The sequence below is a fragment of the Leptospira gomenensis genome, assembly GCF_004770155.1.
Lineage (GTDB): Bacteria > Spirochaetota > Leptospiria > Leptospirales > Leptospiraceae > Leptospira > Leptospira gomenensis.
Genome location: NZ_RQFA01000014.1, coordinates 16,821 through 42,859, shown reverse-complemented (window position 1 = coordinate 42,859; position 26,039 = coordinate 16,821). Strand labels below are relative to the sequence as shown.

Sequence of the window (26,039 nt, the reverse complement as noted above, 5' to 3'; positions counted from 1 at the left end):
CTTTTGTGCGACGCGAAAGAAACTCGGTTCGAAACTCATCCGGAAAACTCCCCATGCATACAAACGATCCGTTTCTATCTCTCTACCAAAACTCTTCCTTACCGGGATCTTCTTCCGCGGAAGGGACCCGCTCCTTTTTACAACGTTCTTCCTTTTTGAAGGAAGGAGAAGCTGACCGGAATTCCGTGACTCGGGCGATCCAGTTTCGAAACAAAATACTTTCCAAAATCGCGTTCGGTTCCTATCGAATCGGTTTGGAAAATCCGGATCACCGCAAGGCTCTCCAACATTCTTTGAAAAACGGATTCAACGTAATCGACACTTCCTCCAATTACGGCAACGGAGAAAGTGAATCTCTGATCGGAGAGGTTCTGGGTGATTCCATCCGAAGTTCCGAACTGCTCCGAGAGAACGTGTTTCTCATCACGAAGGCCGGTTACATTCAGGGAAAAAATTTGGAAATCGTTTCTGATCTCGAAAAACAAGGGCGCGAATTCCCGGAAATCACGTATTATTCCGAAGGTTGTTATCACTGCATTCACCCGGATTTTTTGGAAGATCAACTCGAACGTTCCTTAAGACGTCTCGGTTTGGAAACCGTGGACGTGTTCCTTCTGCATAACCCCGAATATTTCCTGATGGATCGGGAGAAGCATAACGTTCCGAAAGAAAAAGCGACATTACAATATTATGAAAGAATTAAACACGCCTTCCGTTTTCTGGAATCCAAAAGAAAGGAAGGAAAAATCCTCCATTACGGAATCTCTTCGAACACGTTCCCGGAGGATCCGGAGGTTTATACGGCGACTTCTTTAACGCGCGTTTTACGGATTGCCGGGGAAGTTCGAAACGAACTCGGTCTGGAAGAATCTGGTTTCGCCGCGGTTCAGTTTCCCGGAAATCTTTTGGAACGCGGTTTTTTGGACAAAAAGTTCGAAGGAAAAAATCTGATCGAAATCGCCCGGGAAAACGGTCTTCTCGTTTTGATCAATCGTCCCTTGAACGCGATCGCTCCTTCCGGAAATATCCGCAGACTTTCCTACGACCCCGACGCGGATCCGGATTCGGTTTTGGATACGTTGCGTCTTCAGTTGAACGGAATCTACGATTGGGAACGGGGTTTTCTTTCGATCCTTCCCGCGGGTTCGTATAAATATTCGTTTCGGGACGTAACCGAACCGTATCTGGATCAGTTTCAAAATCAGGATCACCTCAATCAATTTCTGGAACGCACCGTCATTCCGATCGTCCAGCAGTTGATTTCTCAGGTAGAAACGATCGCCGGGATTCAAAAACGCAACGAATACATCGAGTCCCTAAACGGAGCGCTTTCCGTTTTGGAACGTTATGTGTCGTTTCGAACCGTACGCGATCGTAGGGAGCTCTATGAGAAATTGGTAAAGTTCGTTCCGCAATATTCCGGAAACAATCTTTCCAGTTCCGCGCTTCATTGGCTTTGTTCGGTGGTGGAAGATGGGATCGTTTTGTTGGGAATGAGGCGGGAGGAATACGTGGACGACGCGGCCGCTTCCTTTCTGATTTCGTTCGTCGCACCGGAGAAATTGAAGTCGGTGGAATTCCCTTGAAATTCGACCCGGAAATCGTGGCGCTTTTCGAAACGATCACCGCGACTTCGGATCCGGAGACGACGGTCGATTTCGCTTATCAAAACGCGGAACGGCTTTTTCGTTCCGGTAAATACTTCGAAGCGCACGAGGTTTTGGAATTCCAATGGAAGAAGGAATCCGGGGAAAGAAAAATATTCTTTCAAGCCCTCATTCAACTTTCGGTGGCGCTCCATAAGATTTTCGTAAAACCGAACGGTAGAGGCGCTAGAATGCAGGCCGAACGTTCCCGGGAAAAACTGAATTCGTTGTATCTTTCGGACGTTCTGAGTGAATTCGGTCGCGGGGAAACGGAAACTTTGTTGCGGGTTTTGGATCGTTTGCTCGAACTTTTCGAAGCGGATGAACCGGTTTCCGATAAACTTTCTGCTTTCTCGATTCCACGTATGCCCGAGGATTGGCGTCGATTATTCAAGGTGTCGGATAACGTATGAGCGAAATCGAAAACGGATTTTTTCAATCGGGCGGTTACGACCTTTCCTATAAGATCCATAAAAACGGAAAAAACCGCGCCCTTCTTTTATTTCACGGTTTTCAGGACGCTTCGGATACGTTTCTGTATCAGTTTCCGTTCTTATGCGAACACTTCGACGTCTTCCGTTTCGATTATCGAGGTCACGGGGATTCCGAGTGGCTTCGGGAAGGATCGTACAACTTTATCCAAACCCTGGCCGACGTAAAGACCTTCGTTTCCCGTTTTCTGCCGGATCGGTTTCATATTCTCGGTCATTCGATGGGAGGAGGGATCGGGGCTCGTTTTGCGGGAATTTACCCGGAAAAAATTTTGAGTCTGGTTTGTCTCGAGGGGTTCATGTCCCTTCCCTCACTCGAAAATGAAAGAAAACGTCTGAAGGTCTGGTTGGACACCTTGGAGAACAACGTGGTCGGCACCAAGGATAGAAAGAACAAAACGTTTCGGAATTTCGACGAAATCGTCTCCCGACTCAAACCCGTTTATCCACGACTGGCGGCCGGCAAAATCGAAGACTTGGCTCGTTATCTTACGAAAGAAACGGACTCTGGTTTTCAATGGAAGAACGATCCCCTTTACAAACGTGGTTTCCCGTTCGTATTTTCCCCGCATCTCTCGAGACATCTCTGGGAATGTATCGAATCTCCTACGATGATCGTCTACGGTAAGGAGACACATCTGATGCCCGAAAATCGGGACGAGATACTTTCGCATTTTAAATATCTTGAATATTTCGAAATCGAAAACGCGGGTCACAATATGCACCACGATCAACCGGAAAGTCTGGTGCGTTTGTTAAACGAATTCTACCGAAAACACGGTTTTATTTCCTAATCCCCGTTTCCGAGCGAATCGTTCGAATTTCTCGCACTTTATATTCGAACGGGCATCTTATAGATAAGAGGAAATATATTTTTACTCCGATAAAAAGTTATTGATAGAGAGACTTAGAGCCGGTTACTATCTCGTACGTAAAATAGAATGCGAAATAAAGCCGTCTCTTTCGGTTTTTCTTCGTTTCAATGTGCGTACGGAGATTTTTTTGAAGAAGATAGGACTCTTATTTGTTTTTCCGTTTTTGCTGATTCTGACGACACAATCCGTTTGGGGTGTGCAGACCATTCTTTTAAAAAACGGAACCTCTCTCAAAGGGGACGTGACCGGACAAAATGAAAAGGCCATCACCGTTCGAGCGGAAGACGGTTCGGTGAAAACGTTTTCCAAAAAGTCGATTTTGAAGGTGATTTATAAGGACGTCAACGAAGAGGAAGCCAAACGGATTCGTCAGGAAGAGGAACGCAAACTCCAAGAAGCAAAGACCACCGACGAACAAAAGAAAATCGAAGAGCAGGCGGTGGTTCCCGAACCGGTAAAAACCGGTGGAGCCAGGAGTCGCTGGGGTCTGGTTTGGAGATCCGCCGTTTTACCGGGTTGGGGGCATTGGAAGGCGGAACGGAAAAAGACTTCGATCGTCTACGGTTCCTTATTTTGGGGCGGCGTAGTTTTTACAGCAATGAGCGCGAATCAAATTCAGCAGAAAAAATCGGATTACGATCAATCGACGTTACTCGCGCAATTCGGAGGAAATTTGGTCTTCGGGGAATGGTATGTGAGTGAAAAACGCGCTGCTTATAAAAAGGCGATTCAAGATTATCAAACTGCGGCGACGGGAACCGTTTTGATTTATCTGATTCAACTCACACATTCTTATTTTACGGGTGTCGCTTGGGAGCAGGAAGAAACGGTTCTTTCTCCGCAAGGAGAAATTCTCAAAAGAGGTCTACAGTTGGATTCCTATCGGGAAGGAACGCAGACAAACTCCGCCGCTTCGTATTCTTCTTCGCCATTCGGCTGGAGAGCCGAAGCCAGATACAATTGGTTTTTTTAAGGAATCCGTAATGAAACGAATCATTTTCTTTTTTATCATTCTTCTTCTTTCGGGGAACTGTTACCGATTTCAGGAAAATTCCCTGGATCCGACGGCGCCGTTCAGTCTTTTGCGGAGTTTATTTACGGATGCGTCTTCTTTAAAGCCGGGATACCAGTTTTTCGGTTCCGCGGCGCAAAGATTTCGCGAAATCACTCCGGGGATCAGCATTACCTATATCACCCGCTACTTCGGTGCCGCGAATCCGGGGAATCGAATCGATATTATTTTTGCCTACGATACGAGTACGGACGTAATTCCGACAAACATTCCGGGCGGAGATGTTGGAGCAGTGGAATTGATCGGACTCGGCCCGCATTCGACCGGGTTTTATATGCTTTTTTCCGTGCAGAGCGGGATCGGTACGTATCGGTACTTTTACTGGACCGATGTCGTACTTCCTGTGGGAGGGGACAGTCTTACGTTTACGGAGGTTTTCCCCCAAGGACCCGGAAATAAGATCCATCAGTTCTATTTTGCGGGCAGCGTCCCGGGGCCTTCCTTTTTTTGGTGCGAAAGTACTCCTGCTTTCGGTCCGGCGGGATGTTTTACTACTTCCACCTTTCCTCCTCCCGCAACTTTGACGCCCGTAGGAACTTCTACGACTTGTACACAAGCCTTTCTGAATACCATCGGCGATCTCGTTTGTTACGAAAGTTTGGTGAGTGCTCCCTACAGCGTGCCGACCGCGATCTTTGACGGGACGGCGTTGTCGGGCACGCTATCGTTCGCAGGAACCCTTCCGATCGGTTATGCACAAGGACCTACGTTCGTTGCGGCGACCAATGCGATGTTCACGATTCCCTATTACTTCGGAGGGCTGGGAGTTTTTATCGATACGTCTTTGCTGACGGATTCTATACGGATCAATTATCTGACGAACGCGACGGCTGCTTCGTATGCGGGACCGATCGGAGGTTTTGACGGAAACGGAAGTATCGGAATTCCGAACGCTTTGACGAGTCCGGTTTTCAGCGACGTAAATTATCTCTGTTCCACCAGCGGTTGCGGGTTCGGCGAATTCATCGGGTTTCTTCATATGGACGGTCTCAATCCGGTGCCGTACGTAGTGCGAACCAACGACGGAGGAGCTACGTATTCTTTGGTGAGTTTTGCTACGTTGCCGTTTCCGACAAGCACTACGTTAGGCGATTGGAGCGCTCAGTATATGCAAATTTATGAAACCTTCGTAGCTTTCGACGCGGTTTCGGATCGGATCCATACGTTTTTAAGAAACGACGAATTGCCGACCACCTTGTCTCGGTATGTCAGTACCGATGCGGGAGCGACTTGGACTCTTTTGCAGGATATACCTCTTTCCCAATAAAAAAGATATGGATCGTTCCTCAAAAATGGGTTATAAATGGGAGAAGGATCCCGCATAAAAACGGAATCATAGAATTGGATACGACGGGAGCGTTCGATGAAAACGAAAGCTGTTTTATTATTGGTTCTGATCCAACTCCAGTGTTTTCGCTTTCAGGAAAATCTCTTCGATCCTAAGAATCCGTTCAGTCTTGTGATGTCCCTTTTGGGGAGCAACTTCATCGACGGCTATTCCGGCTTTTTATCCACCGGCGATCTGGCCGGATTCAACCAGGCGAATGCGAACACCTACGTCTCGTTCGCGAGAAGATCGTTCGGATCCTTGGGAGATTCGAGCAATCGAATCGATCTCATCATTGCGAACGAAACTTCCACGGAAATCATACCCACGAACGTTCCCATGATCGGAGAGCAATACGTACGATTGGTCGGATACGGATACGTACCTTCGAACACAACCCATGTCTATTCCTTCCTTTTCCAGGTGAATTTATACACGTTGGATAGCGCAACGGCCGAACACTATTTCTGGTCCGGTTCTTCTTTGCCTACTTCCGGAAGCAGTATGAATTTCATCAAAGTGGATCCTGTTTCTCCCGGAAACGCAATCCATAGTTACGCACCGCTCACCGCCGGGGGCGCGGTAGAAAACGCAGTCAGTTGTGAAGCTCCGGTCAACGGAGGATCGGTCGTTTGTTACGGAAGATCCGGAGATTTTTCCTCCCCGGTTTTGATCGGAGGGGTGATGAGCAGTCCTACCTCTTGTACAAAGTTCGCCCAAGTCGGTCCCGGAATTGCGTGGTGTTACGATGGAACGGGAGGAGGCGACATCACTTTTTTCGGATCCGACGGAACCGCCGCCGCGTTTACTCAGGCCACGGTGGATCTTACCACCGCGAATTTCGGAGCGCCTCCGTTCGATCAATATCCGAGTTTCCAGAACTTAGTCGTAAAACCGGATTTTGGAGAATCTTATTTTGTGGAAAACGCAACGGATACGGTACGAATCACGACGGGAATCGGAGATTTGACCTCTTTCGGTTCCTTAACGTTGGGAATCAACGGAAACCAGCAAACCCTTTCCGCTCCGGGAATTCTTCCTTCCGATTTTATCAATTCGGTTCGTTCGTTTCACTCCACTTCGGCTTCGTTCGTTTCTTTTATATCGAGTAGGGACTCCGTAGAACTACACGTTCCGTATCTCTTTCGATCGGTCGATCAAGGAGTGAACTGGACAGGGATCGATTTGACTTCGATGCCTCTTCCATCGGCGACGTTTACCGATCCCTTACTTCCGGTTTATACCTCCGTATTCGGAACGTTCGTCACCGATAGCGGCACGGAAAAACTTCACTTGTTTACGAATCCTTCGGATCATCTTTTGAAACGGTATGTTTCGATCGACGGAGGAATGACTTGGACGGAACAGGAAACCATTACTCCGTCTTCGAAATAAGTTCGCTTTCGTTCTTGCTCGTAAGATCGAGTCGTATGTTTTCCGCAAAACGATCCCGAAAGGATTTCCGATTCCGTTCGGAAACGTCCCAGTAAGAAAATTCTGTCTCTTTGAAAAAAAATACTTGTACTTTTGTCCGTACTTCTAGAACATCCTTTCAACAATTTTTAAGGAAGTTTCCATGCAAGAACAGGGTGCAAAGTTTAAGAGTCAGTTGGAAAGGTATATCAACTATCGGGGGATCGATATCGTTCTTCATCTCAAAGACGGCTCTCGCGTGGAACTGGATCGTAATCGAAAACTCGTCGGCGAACAAATCGTTTATTTCCCTTCGAAAAATCTTTCCAGCGCCGTAGAACTGGCGAACATAAGTCGTGCGGAATTTTTCGTAGCATAAAATCCGTTTCGAGATCCCCCGCCGTATTCTTAAAAAGTAAAAAGAGAAGAAGGCGGAGGAAAGTGGTTTCCGATCAAAGATCGAGGAACGTTTTCTCGGAACAAAATAGAGAAGAGCAAAAAACCTTTTCTGCGGATTCGAATCGATTCGAACGTTTCTTGCTTGCGCGAAAAAATCTCCAGAGTCAAGACGGAGATTCTTTACGGAGCGATCGTCTTTGTTTTAAGAAAGATCGCGGATCAGATCTTCGATTTCCTGCACTTTGTTGAAGTCTTTTTCCGTGTAATTGAGATAAAGATCATACTCCGATCCGGAAATTTTTTCACAGCGAATCACCTTGACCGGGATCTGAATCGCCCCGGAAAGACTGATCGTTCCGAGTTTCAATTCGAGGACGGTTCCGGGTTCCACAGGGGAATCGGTTCTATGAAGCAGACCTTTCAGAATATTTTCCGCCAGCCGAAGGCTCTGATCGGCCAGTTCGCTAAAATAGACTGTGATTGTATTCGGAATTCGGCTATAGTGCATGGCACAATAATACGGAATACGGGCCTCTAAAAGCAAGTAAAATTCAGAAAATTTATTTCCGAAGGGAACGTTTTTTATATTAGGATTTCATCATGTGAATCCTTCTACGAATTGCCGCCGCAAACGGCAATTCGTTCAATAAAGAATCCTGGTTTTGATCGAAAAGGGGTGTTTTTCGATCTTTTCTTTGAGTTCGTCTCCCACGGATTTGTCGATGACCATGGAAAGATATCCGATTTCCGCGCTGGTTCCCAAGTGTTGCGAACTGATATTCGCTCCGATTTCCGAAACCATAGAGTTGATGTCCTTCAAAAATCCGGGTTGATTTTTATGAACGTTTAAGATTCGATACTGGCCGTTCGGAAGAGGAGTGATTTCCAAATTCGGAAAATTCACCGAAAACGTGGTCGAGCCGTTGTTGACGAACTTGATCAACTTCGAAGCAACTTCCGAGCCGATGTTCCTTTGGGCTTCTTCCGTGCTTCCTCCGATATGCGGGGTCAAAATCACGTTAGGCAGGTTTTGCATCGGAGTCAAAAAAGGATCGTTGTTGGATTCGGGTTCTTCGGGAAACACGTCCACTCCCGCGCCCGCGATCTGACCCGCGCGGATGGCGGCTGCCAGCGCTTCCAGATCCACGACTTTTCCCCGGGAAAGATTGATCACATACGCGCCTTTTTTTGTGATTTGAATTTCCTTTTGTCCGTAAAGATTCATCGTCTCCGGAGTTTCGGGGACGTGAAAGCTGATAAAATCCGCTTTGCGGAGAAGTTCCTCGTAACTCGCAACCGGAGTCGCGTTTCCCAGAGGAAGCACGGTCTGCACGTCGTAGTAGATCACTTTGAGTCCCATCGCTTCCGCGAGAACCGAAACCTGACTTCCGATATGTCCGTATCCTACGATTCCGAGGGTTTTTCCGCGGACTTCGAAACAGTTTTTGGATATTTTATTCCAGATTCCGGAATGTGTGTTTCGGATATGATCCGGAATTCTTCGGGCAAGTAGGATGATTTCTGAAATTACCAATTCCGCTACCGAACGGGTATTCGAGTATGGTGCGTTGAACACCGGGATTCCTTTTTTTTCCGCACCGGATAAATCCACTTGGTTGGTGCCGATACAAAAACAACCGATCGTCAGAAGTCGTTTCGCCTTTTCCAAAACGGGCGCGGTCACGTTGGTTTTACTTCTGATTCCTAAAACGTGGACGTTTTCGATCTCGCTCAGAAGTTCGCTTTCGGAAAACGCGGCGGGAAGAAGACGGACGTTGAATCCGTCGTTCTTAAAGAGATCGTATGCGTCCTGATGGACGTTTTCTAAAAGGAGTACGTTGATCTTATCTTTCGGAAAGGATATCATAGTTCTGTTACCAAGGTTTGCAGAGGCTCGTTCCCTGAAAATTGAATTTTTCCCGGACATCGGTTCGGAGCGATTTTAGAATTTTCTTTCAAATCAGGACTCCGCTGCAAAACTGGAGGAAATCCCTCGGAGGTTCTTTTTGAAACATTCGCTCTTATCCTCATTTTTTATTTCGACGTCGGTGTTTTGTTTTTTTGCGTGTTCTTCCGCGGACGTTCGTCAGGTTCCGGAACCGGCTTTGGAGCAGGTGCTTTTTAGCACCGAGCCGCTTTGTCCCGGATTCCACGTTTGGTGTTCCGCGGGCGACCCAAAATCGCTCAGCTTTCGCGGAATTTATAAGAACACGAACGGGGAAAAAATCCTTTATCTGGAATATTTCCTGAGTTCCTTCGAGGTGAGTTTTCCGATCGGCGTTTCGTTGCGCCTGGACGGGACCTGGTTCAATCTGAGAAAGGTGGGGACGGATTACTCGGAATCGATGCGTATTTCTTCCTTACTTCCGATCGACGTCGCCGATAAGATCCAAAACGCCAAGGAGATCACCCTTAGCTTTTCCTCGCGCGAAAAAACGACCAACCAACTTCTTTCCACGGGGGAAAAAAACAGACTCCAACAGTCGCTTCGATCGCTTCGGGAAAAGCTGGATACACAAGCGAAACTGAATATTCTTAATCTTTAATTTTATAGGAAAGGAACGTTCCGGAAATCCGTTCCGGGATTACGATTCGACGAACACCCGTTTTGTGGAGAAAACCGGGCGACCCCCGTTGTAGGAAGTTGTTTTCGTCGTGAAGATCACTCCCGGGTGAGTTTTTTGATGCTGTCCAAGGTCGGGGAAAGCCAGTCTTCCAAAAGAGGATCCTGTCCGATCGCCTCCTTTTTGAACATCAGATCCTTGTTGGACATGGCGATTTCGGAAACCTCGTTGATCTTGCGGGCCGTCTCGATCGCTTTCCAGTAGTGTTTGAGAGCTTCCGCTGTATTTCCTTGTTTTTCGTATACGGCGCCTATATTGTTGTAAGCGGCGACTAACGTCTGATAGACTTCCTGATGGTACGGATCGTCCGGTTTGGGAAGTCCCATGTTGAGGAGTCTTCCTTCCATATCGTCCTGAACCTTGAGATAATTTCCGAGACTGGCCTTGTATTGTCCCGTGTAAAAGAAAGCGTTCGCTTTTCCCATCAGAAGTGTGGAGTGGTTGTATTCGTCCTCGTCTTCGAAGCCGGACCATTCGTTCAAGGACGCGGCGAAATCCCCGCTCATATATTCGACCCAACCTTTGAAATAACGAAGTTCCCTTTGGATGGACGCGGGCAATGGGGTTCTCCATCTGCGAATCAATAGAAACTCGTTTTCGTCGGATTGAATCGCTTCCGCTTTTGCGAATCCCTCCAAAGAATTTTTGAGTTCCAGCGACCTTACTTTCGCGACCGAATCCATAGGAGTTCTTGCGCGGAACGGATAGATTTTTTTGCCGGGGAACTCGGTGATTTTATCCTTCTCCTGGATTCCAGCAGCCGAGAGGTATTGGATCCGCGCTTTGTCGAAATAAATCCGTCCTAGATTTCCTTGGATCAAGGTTTCGTCTTCTTCCCTGGTTCCGTAACTTTGTTTGTAGTTTTCGAAACGTTTTATCGCTTCGTTTAACAATTTATCCGCCTCTCCGAAGTTCGCGAGACGGATCGCGTTTTCGGCCAATTCCATCGTGGCGAGGTAGTGGGCGGGATCTAAGGTGGCGGCTTTTTCGAAAAACCTTCTTGCTTGAATCGATTCCTTGATCGAAGAGAAGTATCTTCCCCTTTGATAATATCCTTCGGCGTAGTCGGCTCCGTCGCGTTCTACTCCGGTTACCAAGTCCTCTTCTGTTTTGTGATATACTAGGTCCAGGATTTCGAGCGCGTTGTCGTTGACTTCCATTCCCGAAACCTGATCCACCGGATTGATGTTGTAACGAATTCTCAGTTCTTTTTTGTTCAGATCGGTGTAAAAAGAGGCGAGTTTGGAAAGGACGTATAAGGAAAGTTTTTTCTCTATGTCCAGATTGTTTTTGATCTGTCTGTGGTGATTGATGACGAACTGCGGATTTCCGTCCTCTTTCCACATTTCTATATACGTTGACAAAAGTCCGCCTTGGCCCGCGGGACTGGACGGATCGATTTCCACGATCTTATTGTAAAAGGAAGCCGCTTTTCCGAATTCCCGTCTGTTGTAATATACCTTGGCGATGCCCGCGGTGGACTCCTCGTCGTAGGGTTCGTTGCCGTCCGTAAAGACCTGTTTGTAGAAGTTGATCGCCAATTGGTCGTTCTTATATCTACTACCGCCTAACGATGATTCGGTGAAAGAAGGCATTATTGAGGAGTGGAATCTTCCGAGGTTTCGGTAGGTCGCGTTGTCGTGGGTTTGTTTTTCCAGACGCATGACGATATACGCGCCGGCTTTTTGGATTTTACGGGAAATTCCGTCCTGAGCCACGAGAACCATTCTGTTTTCGTTTCCGATTTTTCCGGCCAACGGTAATTTGGAGTTATCCCAAATTTGTCCTTTGGCGAGGGCGATGATGGGAACCTTCTCGCGTTTGTCCCAGGCGTTTGAGGAAGGTTCTTCCGGTCCGGCTCCGAAGTCGGGGCTTACTTTACCAAAAAGTTTTTCGAACGCGCGGTCGTATTCTTCCACGCGCGTATATTCCGTTCCGTATAAGTTCAGATATTTGAGATGGTTGGGGAGTATGTTTTCTCCGCGCGCGAACGCGTCTTCCGCTTCCATAAATTTTTTCTTTCTAGATTCGCTGTTTTTCGGATAGGCGGCGGCCTCTCGGATGAGTTCCAATCCTTGGTCGTAGTATTGGGCGGCCTGGTTGGGAACTATGAAGTTTCTGTAGAATAAGGTTCCTCCCACGACGAATAACAAAGACGCCGCGATCGCAAAAATGGTGCGTCGTACCGCTTTCCTCTGTCTTTGTAATCCTTCTTTGGTGTAGATCGGATCCGTCGAAATGATCGGAACTCCGTCTTTGGAAAAGCCGCTTCCCCTTTGCGAAACGGATACTGTTTCTCCTAACGCACCGGAAAGGAAATCGGCGATTTCTTCGGGGGAACTTTCTATTTTAATTAATTCTAATAGACCCTTTTGATCGCGCGTCGTCAGCCGATCCTGTACGATCGCGTCGATCACCGCTCTTCTCAAAGTCGGCGGATAACGAAGGATTTCCTTCTGAATGACGGCTAATTCTTCGTCCTTGAGGCCTTTGTCGATTTCCTGCTTTTCGTCACTCGCAAGTCCTTGCAGATCGGCTTCCAATCCGAATGAATTCCCCGAATCGAAATCGCCTCCCGAATCGTCTCCTAGATCCGGACTAAACGTATCAAACGAAGGTTCCGAGCTCGGGATGTCGGATAACGTGTCGTCTTCGGAGGAAGGTACGAAATCCGCAAACGGATCCTCCGAGGATGTCGAGGATGAGGAAAGGTCGGAAAACGGATCTTGTCCGGACGGGGTTCCCAGATTCCCAAAGTCCGCAAACGGATCGGAATCGGGGGCCGAGCCCGCGTCCATCGGTTGCGTAAAAAAATCGTCTTCTCCTCCGGAAGTTGTGTTCGGTTCCGAGGATAAAAAATCATCGAATGAATCTCCTCCACCGGTAGGTTCGGAGATTCCAAACTCGTTTCCGGGATCCGCTCCGGTTCCTAAGTCTGCGAATGGATCTGCTTCTGCGGAAGCGGGTGTGGAACCGAAATCATCCAGTCCTCCAAACGGATCCGCGTCTGTGTCGGGTGCGTTTCCGGGTGTAGGTCCGGTTCCGAAATCTGCAAACGGATCAGCTTCTGCGGAAGCGGGTGTGGAACCGAAATCATCCAGTCCTCCAAACGGATCCGCGTCTGTGTCGGGTGCGTTTCCGGGATCCGCTCCGGTTCCTAAGTCTGCGAATGGATCTGCTTCTGCGGAAGCGGGTGTGGAACCGAAATCATCCAGTCCTCCGAACGGATCCGCGTCTGGGTCGGGTGCGTTTTCGGAGGAAGGTCCGGTTCCTAAGTCTGCGAACGGATCGGATTCTCCGGGGGTCGATGTAGGTTCGGAATCCATTCCGAAGTCCGAGAAAGAATCGGAATCGTCGGTCTTTGAGGATGCACTTTGGGTAGGTTCTGCTAAAAGTTCGTCTAAATCGATGTCATCGTCGTCGAAATTTTTTGTAGCGGGACGTTGCGGACGGGCGGGTTCTTCGAAATCGTCTTTGTCGAAGTCGAAATCGTCGTCGGAAGAAGTAGGCCGGTCGGAGTCGGTTTTTGGTCCGGTTTCTTCTTGGTCTTCGTCCTCGTCGGAAGAAACGGGGGCTCCATATCCCATCTTCTCCCGAAATACGGATAACATCGGGTTTAATTCTTCCGAAATGTCGGGATTTTTTGTCAGAGGCTGGAGAATAGAACGAACTTGTTCTAATTCCGCTTCGTTGAGTGGGGTAGAATTCGCCTCAGCCATGATTTCCTTGCTACATTATATCGGAACTCTTTCGAATTCCCTTCCGAAAAAAACGGGGCGGTTTTTTCCCGGAAACGAAGGAGGTGGGGGAACTCTCCCGTTTTCCTTGGACCGACAAAGTTGTGTGGGAACTCCCTCGTTTCCATAAAGTCCTCGTCTTATGTCCGATTTTACCACGGCCCGATTCCTTTCCGAGTATTCTTTTTAGAATTACCTTATGCTTTTTCAAAAACGGATCGAATCTTTATTCAGAATGAAATCGATTCCCAAAACAAAAGTATTATTCGCTCTCCTACTAACGATCACCGTCGCCGTCGGAGCGGACGACGCGGGAGATTGGATCGGTTCTTTTTCGTCGGAAGACTACGAGGATTTTCTGGAGCCCGTGGAAAAAGAGAAAATTTACTATTATTGGCAGATGGAAAAACTCAAACGCGCCGTTCCTCCCCGCTACATTCGTTATATCGATTCCTCTCTTTCGTTGGAGACTGGAAAACTCTTGAACCGGGGAATCCTGTTCACCTTTGAAGGTATTGAAAACGAGGAAGTCGCCGTTTGCGGAAATTTTTCGCTTTGGAGATGTATTCCTCTGAAAAAGAACGACCACGGAGTTTTTTATACCGTATTCAATCCGGAAAGTAGGGACTCGATTCGGGAGGATTTAAAAATTTTCGAATACAAGTTCCGGGTGGACGGTCTGTTTACCCACGATCCGTCTAACTCCGATTCTGCGGAAGACGGGGACGGATCCCTCATTTCGAGATTGATCGCCGTTCCTTCCGGTCCGGATAAACACGCGACTGCAAGGATTTTGGAGGATTCTCCCTACGAAGAATTGGAATTTAGAACCGTGGAATTTCGTATCTACGCTCCCGATGCGGAAATGATCTCTTTGATCGGGGACTTCAATCACTGGGATCCAGAAGAGGATATCCTCAAACGGGAATCGAACGGAACGTTCACGCTAATCAAAAAGATGAAACCCGGAACCTATCTTTACAATTTCGTCAAAGACGGAAAAACCGTTTTGGATATGTTCAACCAAAACACGAGATTGCGGGAAGAAGTGGGAGAGATATCCTCCTTTCTCTCCGTTCCGGAACGTTCTTACGCTTTGGAATCGAAATAGGTTCTTTTTTTCATTGACCTGGATTTTTCCCCGACGTTTTTCTACTCATGGAAAAGTTCCGGCTCGGCGTGTATGTGTTCGGAATCATCGTAGTCGGGATCCTCGTTTTCACCTTATCTAAAAGTTGGTTCATTCTTGACCGAGGTGTAGAATTGGTGGAACCAGGCTCTTCCAAAGAAGAACCGATCGTTCTTTCCGATCGAAGCAACGACCTTCTCAATCATTCCGTTATTCTTTGGGATCGATTTCTCTTTTATCCGTTCGAACTTTCCAGGGAAACCGTGGCGGGTTCTCGTAAGACGTTAAATCACGCGCGTAATGTGACCGTGATCGATTTGGAAACAGGGAAGCCGAGAAAATTATTCCTTCGTAATGTTTATATCTGGGACTATTTTACCGGAATTAAAAACGAACACGAAATCGGTGAAACATCGGAAGAATCCGAAACGGACGCAGTTCTCTACGCTGGGATCGACACCGGAAAAAATCTGATTCTTGTGGGAATGACGGAGGATACGAACAAGGACGGTTTTTTAAATCAGAGGGATCGCAAACAGGTTTTCGTTTATAATCCGTTTAACGCAAGTTTGACGGGAGTTCTGCCGCGTAAATATTCGTTGGAAAAAATCCTTCCTTCCGCCGGAAAAGAAAAACTCGTTATGATCGTAAGTTTGGAAGAAGAAAAGGAAGAATCGAAAAAAAAGAAACCTTCCCCCCCGTCGAGTTTACCCGAGACAACTTTTTATATCTATGATATCAAAAAGGCGCGCGGAATGCTCGTTGAGAAACCCTAAATCGTTTTCTGTACTCCGAAAAATAGATTCCGTATTTCTAATATAGGAAATGTTGAGAAATTATTCCAGTGATGAGTGCGCCGGGCTTCGCCCGGCGCACTCATACGACCGTTCCGTGATACGCGCCGGGTTATTCTTCTCTAGATTCCAGCCAACGTTCCGCTTCGAGCGCAGCCATACAACCGGAGCCGGCGGCCGTAATCGCTTGTCTGTAAATCTTATCTTGAACGTCTCCCGCCGCAAAAACACCTTCGACGTTTGTGCGAGTCGTTCCCGGAATCGTTTTTATATATCCGCTTTCGTCGAGATCCAAAATACCTTGGAAAATTTCGGTGTTCGGTTTGTGACCGATCGCATAAAAAAGTCCTCCGACCGAAAGCTCCTTCGTTTGACCGTCCACCGTATTTTCAAGCGTGAGCGCTGTTAGATTTTTACCATCACCTTTCGCTTCTTTTACCTGAGAATTCCAGATGATTTCTATCTTAGGGTGGGTGGCCGCCCGCTTTTGCATGATTTTAGAAGCGCGTAACGTGTCCCTTCTGTGAACCAAATACACCTTGGATGCGAACTTGGTAAGATGTGATGCTTCTTCCACTGCGGAATCTCCTCCGCCCACGACAGCCAATTCCTTGTTCCGATAGATCGGAAGAGCTCCATCGCAGACCGCACAAGCAGAAATTCCGCGTTGCCAATATGAGTCTTCCCCCGTTACATTCATTCGTTTGGCGGTGGCTCCTGTCGCTATGATGACGGCTTCCGCTTCGATCAGTTCATCGTCTGACCAGAGCTTAAAGGGAGAACCGGAGAAATCCACCTTGGTTATCGTTTGGGTGATTATTTTTGTTCCGTATTTGATGGATTGTTCGCGAAATTTTTGCGTAAGTTCGGTCCCATCGATTCCTTCCGGAAATCCCGGAAAATTTTCCACTTCGGTCGTAGTGGTAAGTTGACCTCCCGCTGCAATGCCTCCCGCCATAAACCCTTCATACATCACCGGATTTAAATTTGCGCGGGCTGCGTAAATAGCTGCTGTGTGGCCGGCAGGACCGGAGCCGATAACGACGATTTTGTGGACCATACTTTCCTCGATTTAGAATGATTCTAAATTTATTTTGTTTTTTAGACTGTTTTTGTGTAAAGTAGATCCTTTTTTAAATTAAAAAGAATGGAAAACGTTTTTCGATTCTTGGGATTCATTTTAGAATGCGGGAACTCCCGCTTTCCCACGATTGGTCCGACAAAGTTTCGCGGGAACTCCCGCTTTCCCACGATTGGCCCGACAAAGTTTCGCGGGACCTCCCGCTTTCCCACGATTGGTCCGACAAAGTTTCGCGGGACCTCCCGCTTTTCTACGATTGGTCCGACAAAGTTTCGCGGGAACTCCCGCTTTTCTACGATTGGTCCGACAAAGTTTCGCGGGACCTCCCGCTTTCCCACGATTGGTCCGACAAAGTTTCGCGGGACCTCCCGCCCGCCAACCCTACCACCGACAAATTCGCTTGCCAACGGGCACTTATGTTTCAACCTCTCCCGTATCCATGAAAGGATTCTTTTCCTGGGCCGGAAGGGGCCTTCTTTTCTTCTTCGTCGTTTTTGTCGGAACCGAGGTTTTGCTCAGCGTCCTCCGAGCCCCTTCTTTGCAATACTACCGCGATCAAAAGATCCTACACCGATACAACCCGATCTACTATGTGGATTTGGAACCGAAACAAGACATTTATATCCGTCATCATGCGGGAAAATGGGAAGGAAGATTCAGAACCAATTCCTTGGGCTTACGCGGAATCGAAGAGCCGGACGACGACAAACCCAAACTCGCTTGTTTAGGAGATAGTCTGGTGATGGGTTTCGGAGTTTCGGACGAGGACACGTTCTGTCATCAATTGAACGGAATCGAATTAAAAGGGCGAGCTCGTCAATCCCTGAATTTGGCCGTGGACGCATACGGATCCTCGGGCGCCCTACGAAGACTCAAAGACCTTTCGCCTCGGCTGAAAAATCTAAAAGAAGTTTTGTTTTTCGTATCCGCGAACGATTTCACCTTACCGGAAGAATTACGGGCCAAAGGAATGTTATCGGACGACGAGGTCGATGAAATTCGAGACAAGGATCCTTCGTTCAATAGAAATTTCCGGATTCAATTCGAATTATCGCGCGTCTCCTACACGTTACTCGCCTTGAAGTTGGCCTACGAACAGCTGAAAGTACAATATGCATTCGCACGGGATAAGGTTCGAGTAGAATGGGAGTCCACTGGATTTTCCTCTTCTTCCGGTGCAGAACAAACCCCGGCCAAATACATGAAGGATTCTTTTTTTCGATCTCCTCCGTCGAAAAACTGCTCTGCTCCCGGAACCACATTCGAAAAGCTGAATGTTGTTTCCGTTCTTCCCCCTACACCGGAAACCATGGACCTCACCGACTACAAAGCCAAATTTTGTCCCGAGCCGATTCCCGATTATTTCGTCTGCCAGAAAAAGGAACCCAGTTTGTCGTCCCTCGAACCGCTCCCGAAAATCACTCGGGCTGCCTACGACGAAATGGTGCGATTCACCCGGGAAAACGGGATCCGTCTCGTGGTCGTTTTGATGCCGGTTCAAGTCGAGGAGATTTATTGTAGAAACCGGGGAATGTATCATCCTTTGGAAAACTACGCGTTGCGCGCGGGAGATTACTTCGAAAAAAAAGGCGTTCCGGTGTTGCGGCTTAGGACGGAGGCAGCGGAAATGTGCGGAGAAATTTTAGAAACCCCTTTCGGAAAAAAATTTTCGGGAATCCGGGATTATTTCATCCCGGGAGACGGGCATTTGACGGTTCCGGGAAATAATTGGGCCAAACGCGCCCTAATCAAACAGCTCAAGGAATTGGATACGAAGAATGCTCTTTAATTCCGTTCAATATCTCATATTCGCTCCCGTGGTAATCCTTGCTTACTTTTGGCTTCCGGTCAGATTTCAAAGGGTGTGGCTCCTTTTGGCCAGTCTTTATTTCTATGCTATATTCAAAATTCCTTTTATTCTTCTTTTGGTATATTCAATTGTTCTAACGTATTATTCCGTACGAGGAATGGACGCCGCCGCCGGAAAAATTGCCAAACTGTTTTTTTTGAATCTGGCCGTTTGGGGAAATCTGGCCCTTTTGTACGTTTTCAAATATATGGATTTTTCGATCCAGGCTTGGAATCTATTCGTAAACGCGAAACCATGCGACCCGGCGTATGTTCCTCTGACGGGCGCTATGTTGCCGATGGGAATTTCCTTTTTTACGCTTCAGGCAATTTCCTACGCGGTGGACGTTTATCGAGGGACGGTTCCGCAGGCGAAAAGTCTGTTTCAGTTCGGATTGTTTCTATCGTTTTTTCCGCAGTTGGTCGCCGGGCCGATCATTCGGGCCCAGGATATGCTCCATCAATTTTTGGAGAATTACGTCTATCGAAAGGAAAACCTTTTACCGGGAATTCGTCAACTTTCGTGGGGATTATTCAAAAAAACTTTCGTAGCCGATCCCATTTCTTTGACCGTGGATCCGGTGTTCTCCAATCCGGGAGCGTATGATTCTGGATCCTTACTGTTGACCTCGTTTTTATTTTCCTTTCAGATCTATTGCGACTTTTCCGGATATTCGGATGTAGCGATCGGAACCGGTAGAATTATGGGATATAGGATTCCGGAGAATTTTGTTCGTCCGTTTTTATCTCAGACGGTAACCGAATTTTGGAGAAGATGGCATATCTCCTTTTCCTCGTGGCTTCGGGATTATATCTATATATCCCTCGGAGGAAATCGGGTCAGCATTCCGCGCGCTTATTTCAACGTGTTCATCACCACGTTCGTGAGCGGAATCTGGCACGGAGCGGATTGGAACTTCGTGATTTGGGGAGCCTGTCACGCTTCCGTGATGGTCTTCGAACGGTTTATCTTTTCGTTTTCGGTTCTCAAACGTGGCTGGGATAAAATTCCGGAATGGATCAAATACTCGTATCCGTTTTTCGTTTTTTCCTTTTCGATGTTTTTCTTCCGCGCCAAACCTTCCCCGGAATACGGATATTCCACGAGTTTGGATCTTGCGTTCGCAATCGTAAAACGGAGTTTTTCGTTTGAAAGCGGACAGAGTCTACACGTACCGTTCGGGGTGATTTTTGCGGTCGTAGTATTGTTTGGAGCGGACTTCCTTCAGGAAAAAAGGAAGGAATGGATGGAGGGAATTCAGGAACGTCCTTGGGTCGTCTACTCGCTTTCGGCGATGATGATTCTGGTCGGTTTTATCCTCTACAGCGTAACCGTAAGCCAACCGTTTTTATATTTCCAATTTTGAAAGTCGTATAACGATGAAAAACGATCGGGTTCGTTCCGGTCGCGCGGAATTTTTTAAGAAAGTCCGATTGTTTCCGATTAATCTCGTGGAATCCGTTCCAAAATCCGATCCGCGATCAGTTTTGCGGAAGTGGGATTCGGGTGCCCGTCGTTTTGCAGATAAAATTCGGTTTTCTGCGTTTCGTAACGGCGTATGAATTCCGATCTAGTATCTAAAACCGGAATTCCGGAGCGTTTCGCGATTTCGGCGACCTGATCCAAAAGTGGAGTGGAAGGAAGAGGGGTCAAAGAATACGTTCCGTTCGGGTACAATACCACCGTCAAAGGAATATTTCGTTTTTTGCATATAGAAAAAAGGTTTCTCATCTCGCGAAAAGACGGGTGATCGTCCGGAGTTCCGGAAAGGGTTTCCGGAATCGGTTCCGGGCCTAGTTCCCTCAGTTTGGCCAATCTACGATTTTCGTTTTCTATTTTGGAGTAATTGTAAAGGGCGCTGTATCTCGACAAAAAAACCGAGGCGCGGAACAACCATCTTCCATATAAGGAATTTCTTAAGTAGAATTCCCTATGTACGTCCTGAAGATCGGAAGGATGGTAGATCCAAAACACAGCTTTGGGAAGAATACAATTCTTGCGGAAGCCGGTGCTCTCGCAGTCGAGCGCGCGTTCCATTCTTCTTTGGATGCCGCCCGTGCCTAAGGAATCCACGCCCAGATTGCGGACGCGTATCTTTTTGGAGGAAAGCGCCTCTTGCAGTTTCCATGCGATGGTATCCGGATCGTTTTGTCCAAAGCCGTACGCGATCGAATCTCCCATCAACCAAACTTCTGGCTCGGAAGCGGGTACATAAGGTTGTTCGGAAACGATCCGTTCGGCGTAGCGGTTTACCCGAACCCGAAACGTAAATCCGGCGGGGTGGGGAAGCACCGTGTCCGAATCCGGACAAAGCATGATTTCCGGGATTTCACGTTCTTCGATACAATGAACGCGTTTGTCGCGGAGGCGATAAATCAGACCGGCGGGCGGAAACATCCGTAGATAGGACTCGCCTAACAAGAATAAGACGATGAGCGAGTATAAGACGATCCGAAAAAAACGGAATTTTTGTTTCATGAGGTAGTCGCGGAATACAAGGAAAGTTCGCACCGCAAAAACATACGCCTCGCGGGGGGAAGCGATTCCTGGATCGTATCGGTTTTGAATTTGTTGAATTCGGTCTGATTTTTTCTTTTTTCCAAAAGGCAATCCCGGAGAAACAGAGCGTAGTTCTCCGCTTCCTTGTCCTTGCCTTTGGAGAATTTTTCCAAAATCGATTTGGTTTTATCCCTGTCTTTTTCTTGCAAATGGATCTCTAAAAGATAGAGTAAAAGGGAAGAATCTCCGGGAAGGACGTTTTCCGCGCGTTCCAGATAAAACGCCGCCGAATTGAGCGCCAGTCCGCTGTCCGCAAGGATCATTCCCAAGGTACGATTGGCTTCCAGATGTTTGGGGTCTTTTTTGAGAATGAGTTCGTAGAGGCGCATCGCTTCCGCCGTATTTCCTTTGGATAAGGAATTCCTTGCGTCCCATACCATTTCCTCTCCGGAATAACACGCGAAAAAAAAGGGCAGAAAAAGGAAGAGGCAAACGTATCGGATATTTAGTCTCATATTTGCAGAAGTTTTTGCGTTCTTCCCCTAAAAAAAAAATTTCAAAGGTCGAAACTGTCCGGGGTTTCGTTTAGAATTTTCCCACAAAGAGTTAAGGCAACATAAAAAAGTTTAATTCTCTTGGGAGGAAACGTCCGAAGGATTTAGTACTTGTTAAACATTTCAGACGGGACTAAAAACAGTGACATCATCGCACAACAACCTACTTCAAAATTTCCAGGAATATCTCTCCGTAGAAAAGGGATTAAGCGACAACTCGATCTATTCCTACGGATACGATCTGAATAAGTTCAAAAACTTTCTGGAAAAGGAACACATCGATTTCCTGGAAGTTCAGGCGAATGATATCATGCGTTTTTTGAACGAGGAAAAAGACCGTAAGATCAGCTCCAAAACCATCGCTCGGGAAGTGGTCGCCATCCGTCAGTTTTACAAGTTCCTGAAAGACGAAAAGAAGTTAGACACGAATCCGACGGAAAAGATCGAAACTCCGGAAGTGATGCGGAGTATTCCCGATTATCTGACCCAGGAAGAGATCGAGGATTTATTCTCAACGATCCGCGAAGACAATCTCTACGAACTTCGGGACAAATGTATTTTCGAATTATTATATTCTTCCGGTTTGAGAATTTCGGAAGCCTGCAACCTCAAACTCGGCGATATGGATTTGGAAGGAATGACTTTGACCGTCGAAGGAAAAGGAGGTAGACAAAGGCTCGTTCCGTTCGGCGAAAAGTCCTTGGACATCCTCAACCGTTATCTGAAACAGAGCCGTCCTTTTATCCTAAAAAGTAGAAACTGCGAATATCTGTTCGTTTCCAAAAAAGGATCGTATATCAACCGTAAGTCGGTTTGGCGACTTCTCAACCATTACATCAAACGGACTTCCATATCAAAAAAGGTGACTCCGCATACTCTGCGTCACTCGTTTGCGACGCACCTTTTGGAAAACCACGCGGATCTAAAATCGGTTCAGGAACTTTTGGGTCATATCGATATTTCCACCACTCAGATTTATACTCATATGGCGAACAAAACCCTCAAAGAAGTTCATAAGAAGTTTCATCCAAGAGGATAAAACGTTTAGGCGCCCGTCCCGCGGAAAATTCGGTGGACGGGAACTTAAAAACTCGGCTTGTATCGATCGAAATGGATTCCGGAAAAAAGCGAAACTTCGAAAATCTGTTCCGATTGCAGATTCCATCACATCCGCGTTATCTTTCCATCATACGTAGTATGATCTACAATCTTGCGTTCGAAAACGGATTTACGGCCGGCGATTCGGCGGATCTAAAACTCGCAGTCGGAGAATGTCTCCTCAACGTCATCAAACATTCGTATTCCGGAAAAAGAAATCTGCCGATTTTTTTGGAGATCGCTCTTTTCGACAATCGTATGGAAGTGAGAATTCGCGACTTCGGAAGTCAGAAAAATCTTTCCGAAATTCGAGGTTATGAACCCAATGATTATCGGGAGGAGGGAATCGGCTTGTATCTCGTGAAAAAACTCACGGATCATTTTTATCTGGATCAATCCTTGCCCGAAGGAAACCGGCTGATTCTCACAAAACTCAAATGAGATGGATGCGCTTCGGAATTTTTTCGTTTTCCTTTTTTTTACTTTCCGTTTCGGGAATTTTCTTCTGCAAAAAAGGACCGTCCCTTTCGAAACAAGAGGTTCAAAAGTTGAGTCGCGATTATTTCACTCGTCTATGTACGAAAACTGCGGAGTGCGCGTCCCGATATTTGGAAACGCTTCCCGCTTCGGAAAAAACCTCCGAAAACCCTGCGTATTCCGTGGAACAATGTATGGAAGAGCAGAAAGATCAGAGCATTCTTCCGGACGAATACGAAAAGGTAACGGACGCACAGATCGCCAAGGTGAAAGTCTGTATGGAGGATCTTCTCAAGGTTCCTTGCGAAGAGATGGAGGGAGGAGGAATTCCTTCCTGCCTGGAATTGTTTCAATCCTCAAAAGAGGAATGAATTCCTCTCAAATCGAAACGTCTTTTTAGGAAAGAACGAAAACGTTCCGTAGAAAGGCGGAAAACGCTTCGCATCGTTTTTCACAATCGATGTCGGAAAGATACGGATTCCTTCGGGCCCGCCCAACTTTCGTTTCGAAGAAGTTTTTCGATACCAAAATCAGCATTCATAAATTAGAAGATTCTAATTTAAGGCGTTCCATATCCCCGATCAATTCCCTTATGGATCCGAGATTTCTCCCGTTGTAAATTCCGCGGAGTCTTAGTCGTTCGTCCAATAGATAAACGCTTTCAGAATGCAAAAAATCGTTCGGCCCTACGCCCTTCCTTGTCTCCCCGGGAGTGATCGTATCTGCGTTGAAAGATTCGCGGGCCATTTTATAAATTGCGCTTTTGGAGCCCGTGAGTAGATTCCAGAACTTCCGACGAATTCCGCGCTGTTGCGCATAACGTTTTAATTCTTCGGGGCTGTCTAAGTCGGGTGTTACGGAAAAGGAAACGATCCGAACCCTGCCGTCTTTGGCGCATTCCTCTTGTACCGTTTTCAGATGGTCCGTAATCGTGGGACAAATTCCGGAACAACGTGTGAAAAAAAAGGATATGACCGAAAGAGATCCTTTGAGATCGGCGGAGGAAACTGTCTTTCCTTCCTGATCGACGAATTGAAATTTCGTGATTCCCCGTAAGGAGGTAGCGTTTTGGAGCTCGGAGTCGTCCAACCAGATCGGTTGTAAATCCTTTCCCTTAAAATAAGGTAAGGATCGTTTCGGAATCGACAACTCCGTTACGGACGAACCGTATTCAGACGCGGGATCGGAAGGTCCACAATCCGGAAACAGAATCGAACAAAAAAACAGAACAGCAGAGAAGACGATTCGATCGAACGTATTCGCCAAATCAAAAGGATTTCGTTTTTTCGTTTTCATCCGATCTTACCTGCCAGCAAAGTTTGGATCCGGGGAGTCCCATCGGACGACCGGATTGCATTACGAAATTTGCATATATTTGCCCGTCCGGTCTCCATACTTTTTTTCCGAGTAGTTGGCCGTTCCAGTATTTCGCGTAGGTGATTAGGCTCCCGGAGGAATGCCATTCCCAAACGTCTCCGTGTAATTCCCCGTTTTGATAGGAATATTGAAACCTACGTTTTCCGTCGGGGTACCAACCTCGGTGGATTCCCGTTTTTTTGCCCCTCGTAAAATTCCGTTCCGAGGAAAGGATTCTGTTTTGATACATTTCCTTTTCGATTCCGTCCGGAAGACCTTCCCGGTACGAAGTTTTGCGTACGACTTGGATCGCATCGAGTTTCGTTTCCAACACTCCGTCGAACTTTTTTCCATGATGGAATAAAAATTCCCCCGAACGGGTCAACCCCGGATCCGTATGCGGTACGACGGTTCCGTTTTGGCATCCGTTGGATATAAATAGAAAAAACAATACGATCGATTTCGTTTTCATGTTTCCGTTTTGGAGGCGAAGCGCTCCGCCTCCTTTCGTTTACACGTGTTAGTTGACGTTTCCCTTTACGCCGCGGAAATAACTTCCGATCAGATAACCGTTTACTCCGGTTCCGTTTCCTACGTGATAACAGTAGGTTCCGTTGGGAAAGTGGGTCGTCGTGCAGGTTCTCGTATGAGTCACGTTATCCAAAGTGGGATAGGTTCCTTCCTGGGTTTTTTTTCCGTAAATCGGGAAACCATCGAGCATGATTCCCACCAGCTCCGATCCGTCCTGCGTGATTTTATACGGCTCCGTATGGTGATGATACTTGCCCGTGTTTTGGGGATGGCCTTCGGATTGATCCATAGTCTGGTATTCGGTCGCGAGACTGTCTCCGGGAGCCGCTTGGTTGTTGAAAAGGACGACTCCGTGTACTGTGACGCCTAACGCGTCCAAACCCGCGCCCGAAGTGGAACTTACGTTGGAAGTGCAGGTGGGGGTCATCGGGATGGTGAACGTGATATTCTGAGCCGAGATAGAGTTCGGATTTCCGAATCTACCCGTTCCCATCGTTTCGTGGAATCCGGACGCTACGCTGTAATAATAACTTTTATAAGGGGGAAGGTCGTTGGTTGTGATGACGTAGTTGTTTCCGGAAACGGTGATCGTAACGCAGTGAAAATTCTCCTTCATCCAACAAGGAGCCGCTGCGTCGATCTGCGTATTACAAGTAGGACCGCCCAATCCTAGATCGTCCGCTCCGTTGTTTACTGCTCCAGGGATCGAACAAGTTGCCGGATTGACGTTCGTGGTCGTTGTGGAAACGCAGGAAGCCGGAGTGTTTGCCGCGACGGCCGCCGCCGCGATTGCAATGGCAACTGAGTCGTCGCTTTCCTTCGGTTTACAAGCGGATTGAGCGAAAGACGTTGCCAACAGGACGAGGGCGAGAGTCGCAACTCCCAGCGTGCGAAAAAAAAAGTTAGATGCGGGGGAAGCTCCCTGTTTTCGGGCTCCGTGGTTTTTTTTTGGAAGAATCAGTTTCATAACTTCTCCGAGGATATTGTATCAGGAAATCGACTAAAAATCGATAAGAGGTATCGATATCAGAAATATACGTCCGTTTCAAGTGTTTATTTTTCCGCGTTTATTTATTTCGGGTCCAAT

General features: G+C 47.3%; 23 protein-coding genes and 1 pseudogene. 15 read left to right on the top strand and 9 right to left on the bottom strand.

Annotation, left to right across the window (positions count from 1 at the left end; all coding sequences use genetic code 11):
- Nucleotides 1-53: 53 nt before the first annotated feature.
- The 7 genes from EHQ17_RS02565 (at nt 54) to EHQ17_RS02535 (ending at nt 7,203) form a co-directional block, all read left to right on the top strand.
- A complete protein-coding gene (locus tag EHQ17_RS02565; protein ID WP_135595739.1) occupies nt 54-1,586 on the top strand; it encodes an aldo/keto reductase in 1,533 nt (510 codons plus the stop codon).
- Nucleotides 1,583-2,059 (top strand): DUF309 domain-containing protein, encoded by a 477-nt coding sequence (locus tag EHQ17_RS02560; RefSeq protein ID WP_135595738.1) that lies wholly within the window; start codon nt 1,583-1,585, stop codon nt 2,057-2,059. Before EHQ17_RS02565 ends, EHQ17_RS02560 begins: the two co-directional genes overlap by 4 nt.
- Complete coding sequence (locus EHQ17_RS02555) at nt 2,056-2,931, top strand: alpha/beta fold hydrolase (protein ID WP_135595737.1); 876 nt, start codon at nt 2,056-2,058, stop codon at nt 2,929-2,931. Before EHQ17_RS02560 ends, EHQ17_RS02555 begins: the two co-directional genes overlap by 4 nt.
- 208 nt (nt 2,932-3,139) lie before the next feature.
- Nucleotides 3,140-3,985 carry an LA_0442/LA_0875 N-terminal domain-containing protein gene (locus EHQ17_RS02550; protein ID WP_246057344.1) on the top strand — a complete coding sequence of 282 codons (846 nt, stop codon included), beginning with the start codon at nt 3,140-3,142 and terminating at the stop codon, nt 3,983-3,985.
- A 10-nt stretch (nt 3,986-3,995) separates the two neighbouring features.
- Entirely contained in the window at nt 3,996-5,351 is a 1,356-nt protein-coding gene (locus EHQ17_RS02545) for an LIC11996 family lipoprotein (protein ID WP_135593096.1), read from the top strand.
- 96 nt (nt 5,352-5,447) lie between these two features.
- A complete protein-coding gene (locus tag EHQ17_RS20075) occupies nt 5,448-6,806 on the top strand; it encodes an LIC11996 family lipoprotein (RefSeq protein ID WP_135593098.1) in 1,359 nt (452 codons plus the stop codon).
- Nucleotides 6,807-6,987: 181 nt separating this feature from the next.
- The gene (locus tag EHQ17_RS02535) at nt 6,988-7,203 is read left to right on the top strand and encodes a hypothetical protein (protein ID WP_135593100.1); all 216 of its coding nucleotides are present in this window, start codon (nt 6,988-6,990) and stop codon (nt 7,201-7,203) included.
- A 222-nt stretch (nt 7,204-7,425) separates the two neighbouring features.
- Here EHQ17_RS02535 and EHQ17_RS02530 read toward each other — a convergent pair whose 3' ends face one another.
- A complete protein-coding gene (locus EHQ17_RS02530; protein WP_135593106.1) occupies nt 7,426-7,731 on the bottom strand; it encodes a PilZ domain-containing protein in 306 nt (101 codons plus the stop codon).
- A gap of 135 nt (nt 7,732-7,866) precedes the next feature.
- Nucleotides 7,867-9,090, bottom strand: a complete 1,224-nt coding sequence (gene serA / locus EHQ17_RS02525) for a phosphoglycerate dehydrogenase (protein ID WP_135593102.1) — start codon at nt 9,088-9,090, stop codon at nt 7,867-7,869.
- Nucleotides 9,091-9,229: 139 nt separating this feature from the next.
- On the opposite strand from serA, the gene EHQ17_RS02520 reads away from it, so the two are divergent.
- A complete protein-coding gene (locus tag EHQ17_RS02520; RefSeq protein WP_425460669.1) occupies nt 9,230-9,769 on the top strand; it encodes a hypothetical protein in 540 nt (179 codons plus the stop codon).
- Nucleotides 9,770-9,885: 116 nt separating this feature from the next.
- Here EHQ17_RS02520 and EHQ17_RS02515 read toward each other — a convergent pair whose 3' ends face one another.
- On the bottom strand, nt 9,886-13,566 hold the full coding sequence (locus EHQ17_RS02515; RefSeq protein ID WP_135736132.1) for a tetratricopeptide repeat protein: 3,681 nt from the start codon (nt 13,564-13,566) through the stop codon (nt 9,886-9,888).
- 217 nt (nt 13,567-13,783) lie between these two features.
- On the opposite strand from EHQ17_RS02515, the gene EHQ17_RS02510 reads away from it, so the two are divergent.
- The gene (locus EHQ17_RS02510) at nt 13,784-14,695 is read left to right on the top strand and encodes an early set domain-containing protein (RefSeq protein WP_135595777.1); all 912 of its coding nucleotides are present in this window, start codon (nt 13,784-13,786) and stop codon (nt 14,693-14,695) included.
- A gap of 47 nt (nt 14,696-14,742) precedes the next feature.
- Nucleotides 14,743-15,489 carry a hypothetical protein gene (locus tag EHQ17_RS02505; RefSeq protein WP_135595778.1) on the top strand — a complete coding sequence of 249 codons (747 nt, stop codon included), beginning with the start codon at nt 14,743-14,745 and terminating at the stop codon, nt 15,487-15,489.
- Between the two features lie 130 nt (nt 15,490-15,619).
- Here EHQ17_RS02505 and trxB read toward each other — a convergent pair whose 3' ends face one another.
- Complete coding sequence (gene trxB / locus EHQ17_RS02500) at nt 15,620-16,567, bottom strand: thioredoxin-disulfide reductase (RefSeq protein ID WP_135595779.1); 948 nt, start codon at nt 16,565-16,567, stop codon at nt 15,620-15,622.
- 460 nt (nt 16,568-17,027) lie between these two features.
- Between trxB and EHQ17_RS02495 the strand changes: the two genes are divergently transcribed.
- Together EHQ17_RS02495 and EHQ17_RS02490 are read left to right on the top strand one after the other, a co-directional pair.
- A complete protein-coding gene (locus EHQ17_RS02495) occupies nt 17,028-18,377 on the top strand; it encodes an LA_2490 family SGNH/GDSL-type esterase (protein WP_135595780.1) in 1,350 nt (449 codons plus the stop codon).
- Nucleotides 18,367-19,803: an MBOAT family O-acyltransferase gene (locus EHQ17_RS02490; RefSeq protein ID WP_135595781.1), complete on the top strand. Its 1,437-nt coding sequence runs from the start codon at nt 18,367-18,369 to the stop codon at nt 19,801-19,803. The genes EHQ17_RS02495 and EHQ17_RS02490 overlap by 11 nt, the downstream gene beginning before the upstream one ends.
- A 77-nt stretch (nt 19,804-19,880) precedes the next feature.
- On the opposite strand, the gene EHQ17_RS02485 is transcribed toward EHQ17_RS02490, so the two are convergent.
- Nucleotides 19,881-20,915 (bottom strand): LA_2486 family SGNH/GDSL-type esterase, encoded by a 1,035-nt coding sequence (locus EHQ17_RS02485; RefSeq protein ID WP_425460668.1) that lies wholly within the window; start codon nt 20,913-20,915, stop codon nt 19,881-19,883.
- 5 nt (nt 20,916-20,920) lie between these two features.
- Nucleotides 20,921-21,538, bottom strand: a pseudogene (locus EHQ17_RS02480) (tetratricopeptide repeat protein); the annotation flags it as partial.
- A gap of 94 nt (nt 21,539-21,632) precedes the next feature.
- Between EHQ17_RS02480 and xerD the strand changes: the two are divergent.
- The 3 genes from xerD to EHQ17_RS02465 all read left to right on the top strand — a co-directional run bounded on the left by xerD (nt 21,633) and on the right by EHQ17_RS02465 (nt 23,436).
- Nucleotides 21,633-22,529 (top strand): site-specific tyrosine recombinase XerD, encoded by an 897-nt coding sequence (gene xerD, locus EHQ17_RS02475; RefSeq protein WP_135595783.1) that lies wholly within the window; start codon nt 21,633-21,635, stop codon nt 22,527-22,529.
- Nucleotides 22,530-22,600: 71 nt separating this feature from the next.
- Nucleotides 22,601-23,029, top strand: coding sequence for an ATP-binding protein (locus EHQ17_RS02470; protein ID WP_135595803.1), 429 nt, complete (start codon nt 22,601-22,603; stop codon nt 23,027-23,029).
- 5 nt (nt 23,030-23,034) lie between these two features.
- Entirely contained in the window at nt 23,035-23,436 is a 402-nt protein-coding gene (locus EHQ17_RS02465) for an LA_2478/LA_2722/LA_4182 family protein (RefSeq protein ID WP_135595804.1), read from the top strand.
- A 166-nt stretch (nt 23,437-23,602) separates the two neighbouring features.
- On the opposite strand, the gene EHQ17_RS02460 is transcribed toward EHQ17_RS02465, so the two are convergent.
- Genes EHQ17_RS02460 through EHQ17_RS02450 form a run of 3 tightly spaced genes read right to left on the bottom strand, consistent with a single transcriptional unit; the run spans nt 23,603 to nt 25,919 of the window.
- Complete coding sequence (locus tag EHQ17_RS02460) at nt 23,603-24,361, bottom strand: SCO family protein (RefSeq protein WP_135595784.1); 759 nt, start codon at nt 24,359-24,361, stop codon at nt 23,603-23,605.
- Entirely contained in the window at nt 24,333-24,893 is a 561-nt protein-coding gene (locus EHQ17_RS02455) for a toxin-antitoxin system YwqK family antitoxin (protein ID WP_135595785.1), read from the bottom strand. Before EHQ17_RS02455 ends, EHQ17_RS02460 begins: the two co-directional genes overlap by 29 nt.
- Nucleotides 24,894-24,941: 48 nt before the next feature.
- Entirely contained in the window at nt 24,942-25,919 is a 978-nt protein-coding gene (locus tag EHQ17_RS02450; RefSeq protein ID WP_135595786.1) for a YHYH protein, read from the bottom strand.
- Nucleotides 25,920-26,039: the final 120 nt, after the last annotated feature.

Bases quoted from the DNA above. Each gene is read 5' to 3' on its own strand.
- EHQ17_RS02555 (WP_135595737.1), top strand. From the start codon at position 2,056: ATGAGCGAAATCGAAAACGGATTTTTTCAATCGGGCGGTTACGACCTT.
- EHQ17_RS02505 (WP_135595778.1), top strand. From the start codon at position 14,743: ATGGAAAAGTTCCGGCTCGGCGTGTATGTGTTCGGAATCATCGTAGTC.
- EHQ17_RS02455 (WP_135595785.1), bottom strand. From the start codon at position 24,893: ATGAAAACGAAATCGATCGTATTGTTTTTTCTATTTATATCCAACGGA.
- EHQ17_RS02565 (WP_135595739.1), top strand. From the start codon at position 54: ATGCATACAAACGATCCGTTTCTATCTCTCTACCAAAACTCTTCCTTA.
- EHQ17_RS02515 (WP_135736132.1), bottom strand. From the start codon at position 13,566: ATGGCTGAGGCGAATTCTACCCCACTCAACGAAGCGGAATTAGAACAA.
- EHQ17_RS02535 (WP_135593100.1), top strand. From the start codon at position 6,988: ATGCAAGAACAGGGTGCAAAGTTTAAGAGTCAGTTGGAAAGGTATATC.
- EHQ17_RS02490 (WP_135595781.1), top strand. From the start codon at position 18,367: ATGCTCTTTAATTCCGTTCAATATCTCATATTCGCTCCCGTGGTAATC.
- EHQ17_RS02450 (WP_135595786.1), bottom strand. From the start codon at position 25,919: ATGAAACTGATTCTTCCAAAAAAAAACCACGGAGCCCGAAAACAGGGA.
- EHQ17_RS20075 (WP_135593098.1), top strand. From the start codon at position 5,448: ATGAAAACGAAAGCTGTTTTATTATTGGTTCTGATCCAACTCCAGTGT.
- EHQ17_RS02545 (WP_135593096.1), top strand. From the start codon at position 3,996: ATGAAACGAATCATTTTCTTTTTTATCATTCTTCTTCTTTCGGGGAAC.
- EHQ17_RS02470 (WP_135595803.1), top strand. From the start codon at position 22,601: ATGGATTCCGGAAAAAAGCGAAACTTCGAAAATCTGTTCCGATTGCAG.
- serA (WP_135593102.1), bottom strand. From the start codon at position 9,090: ATGATATCCTTTCCGAAAGATAAGATCAACGTACTCCTTTTAGAAAAC.
- EHQ17_RS02460 (WP_135595784.1), bottom strand. From the start codon at position 24,361: ATGAAAACGAAAAAACGAAATCCTTTTGATTTGGCGAATACGTTCGAT.
- trxB (WP_135595779.1), bottom strand. From the start codon at position 16,567: ATGGTCCACAAAATCGTCGTTATCGGCTCCGGTCCTGCCGGCCACACA.
- EHQ17_RS02495 (WP_135595780.1), top strand. From the start codon at position 17,028: ATGAAAGGATTCTTTTCCTGGGCCGGAAGGGGCCTTCTTTTCTTCTTC.
- EHQ17_RS02465 (WP_135595804.1), top strand. From the start codon at position 23,035: ATGCGCTTCGGAATTTTTTCGTTTTCCTTTTTTTTACTTTCCGTTTCG.
- EHQ17_RS02485 (WP_425460668.1), bottom strand. From the start codon at position 20,915: ATGAAACAAAAATTCCGTTTTTTTCGGATCGTCTTATACTCGCTCATC.
- EHQ17_RS02510 (WP_135595777.1), top strand. From the start codon at position 13,784: ATGCTTTTTCAAAAACGGATCGAATCTTTATTCAGAATGAAATCGATT.
- EHQ17_RS02530 (WP_135593106.1), bottom strand. From the start codon at position 7,731: ATGCACTATAGCCGAATTCCGAATACAATCACAGTCTATTTTAGCGAA.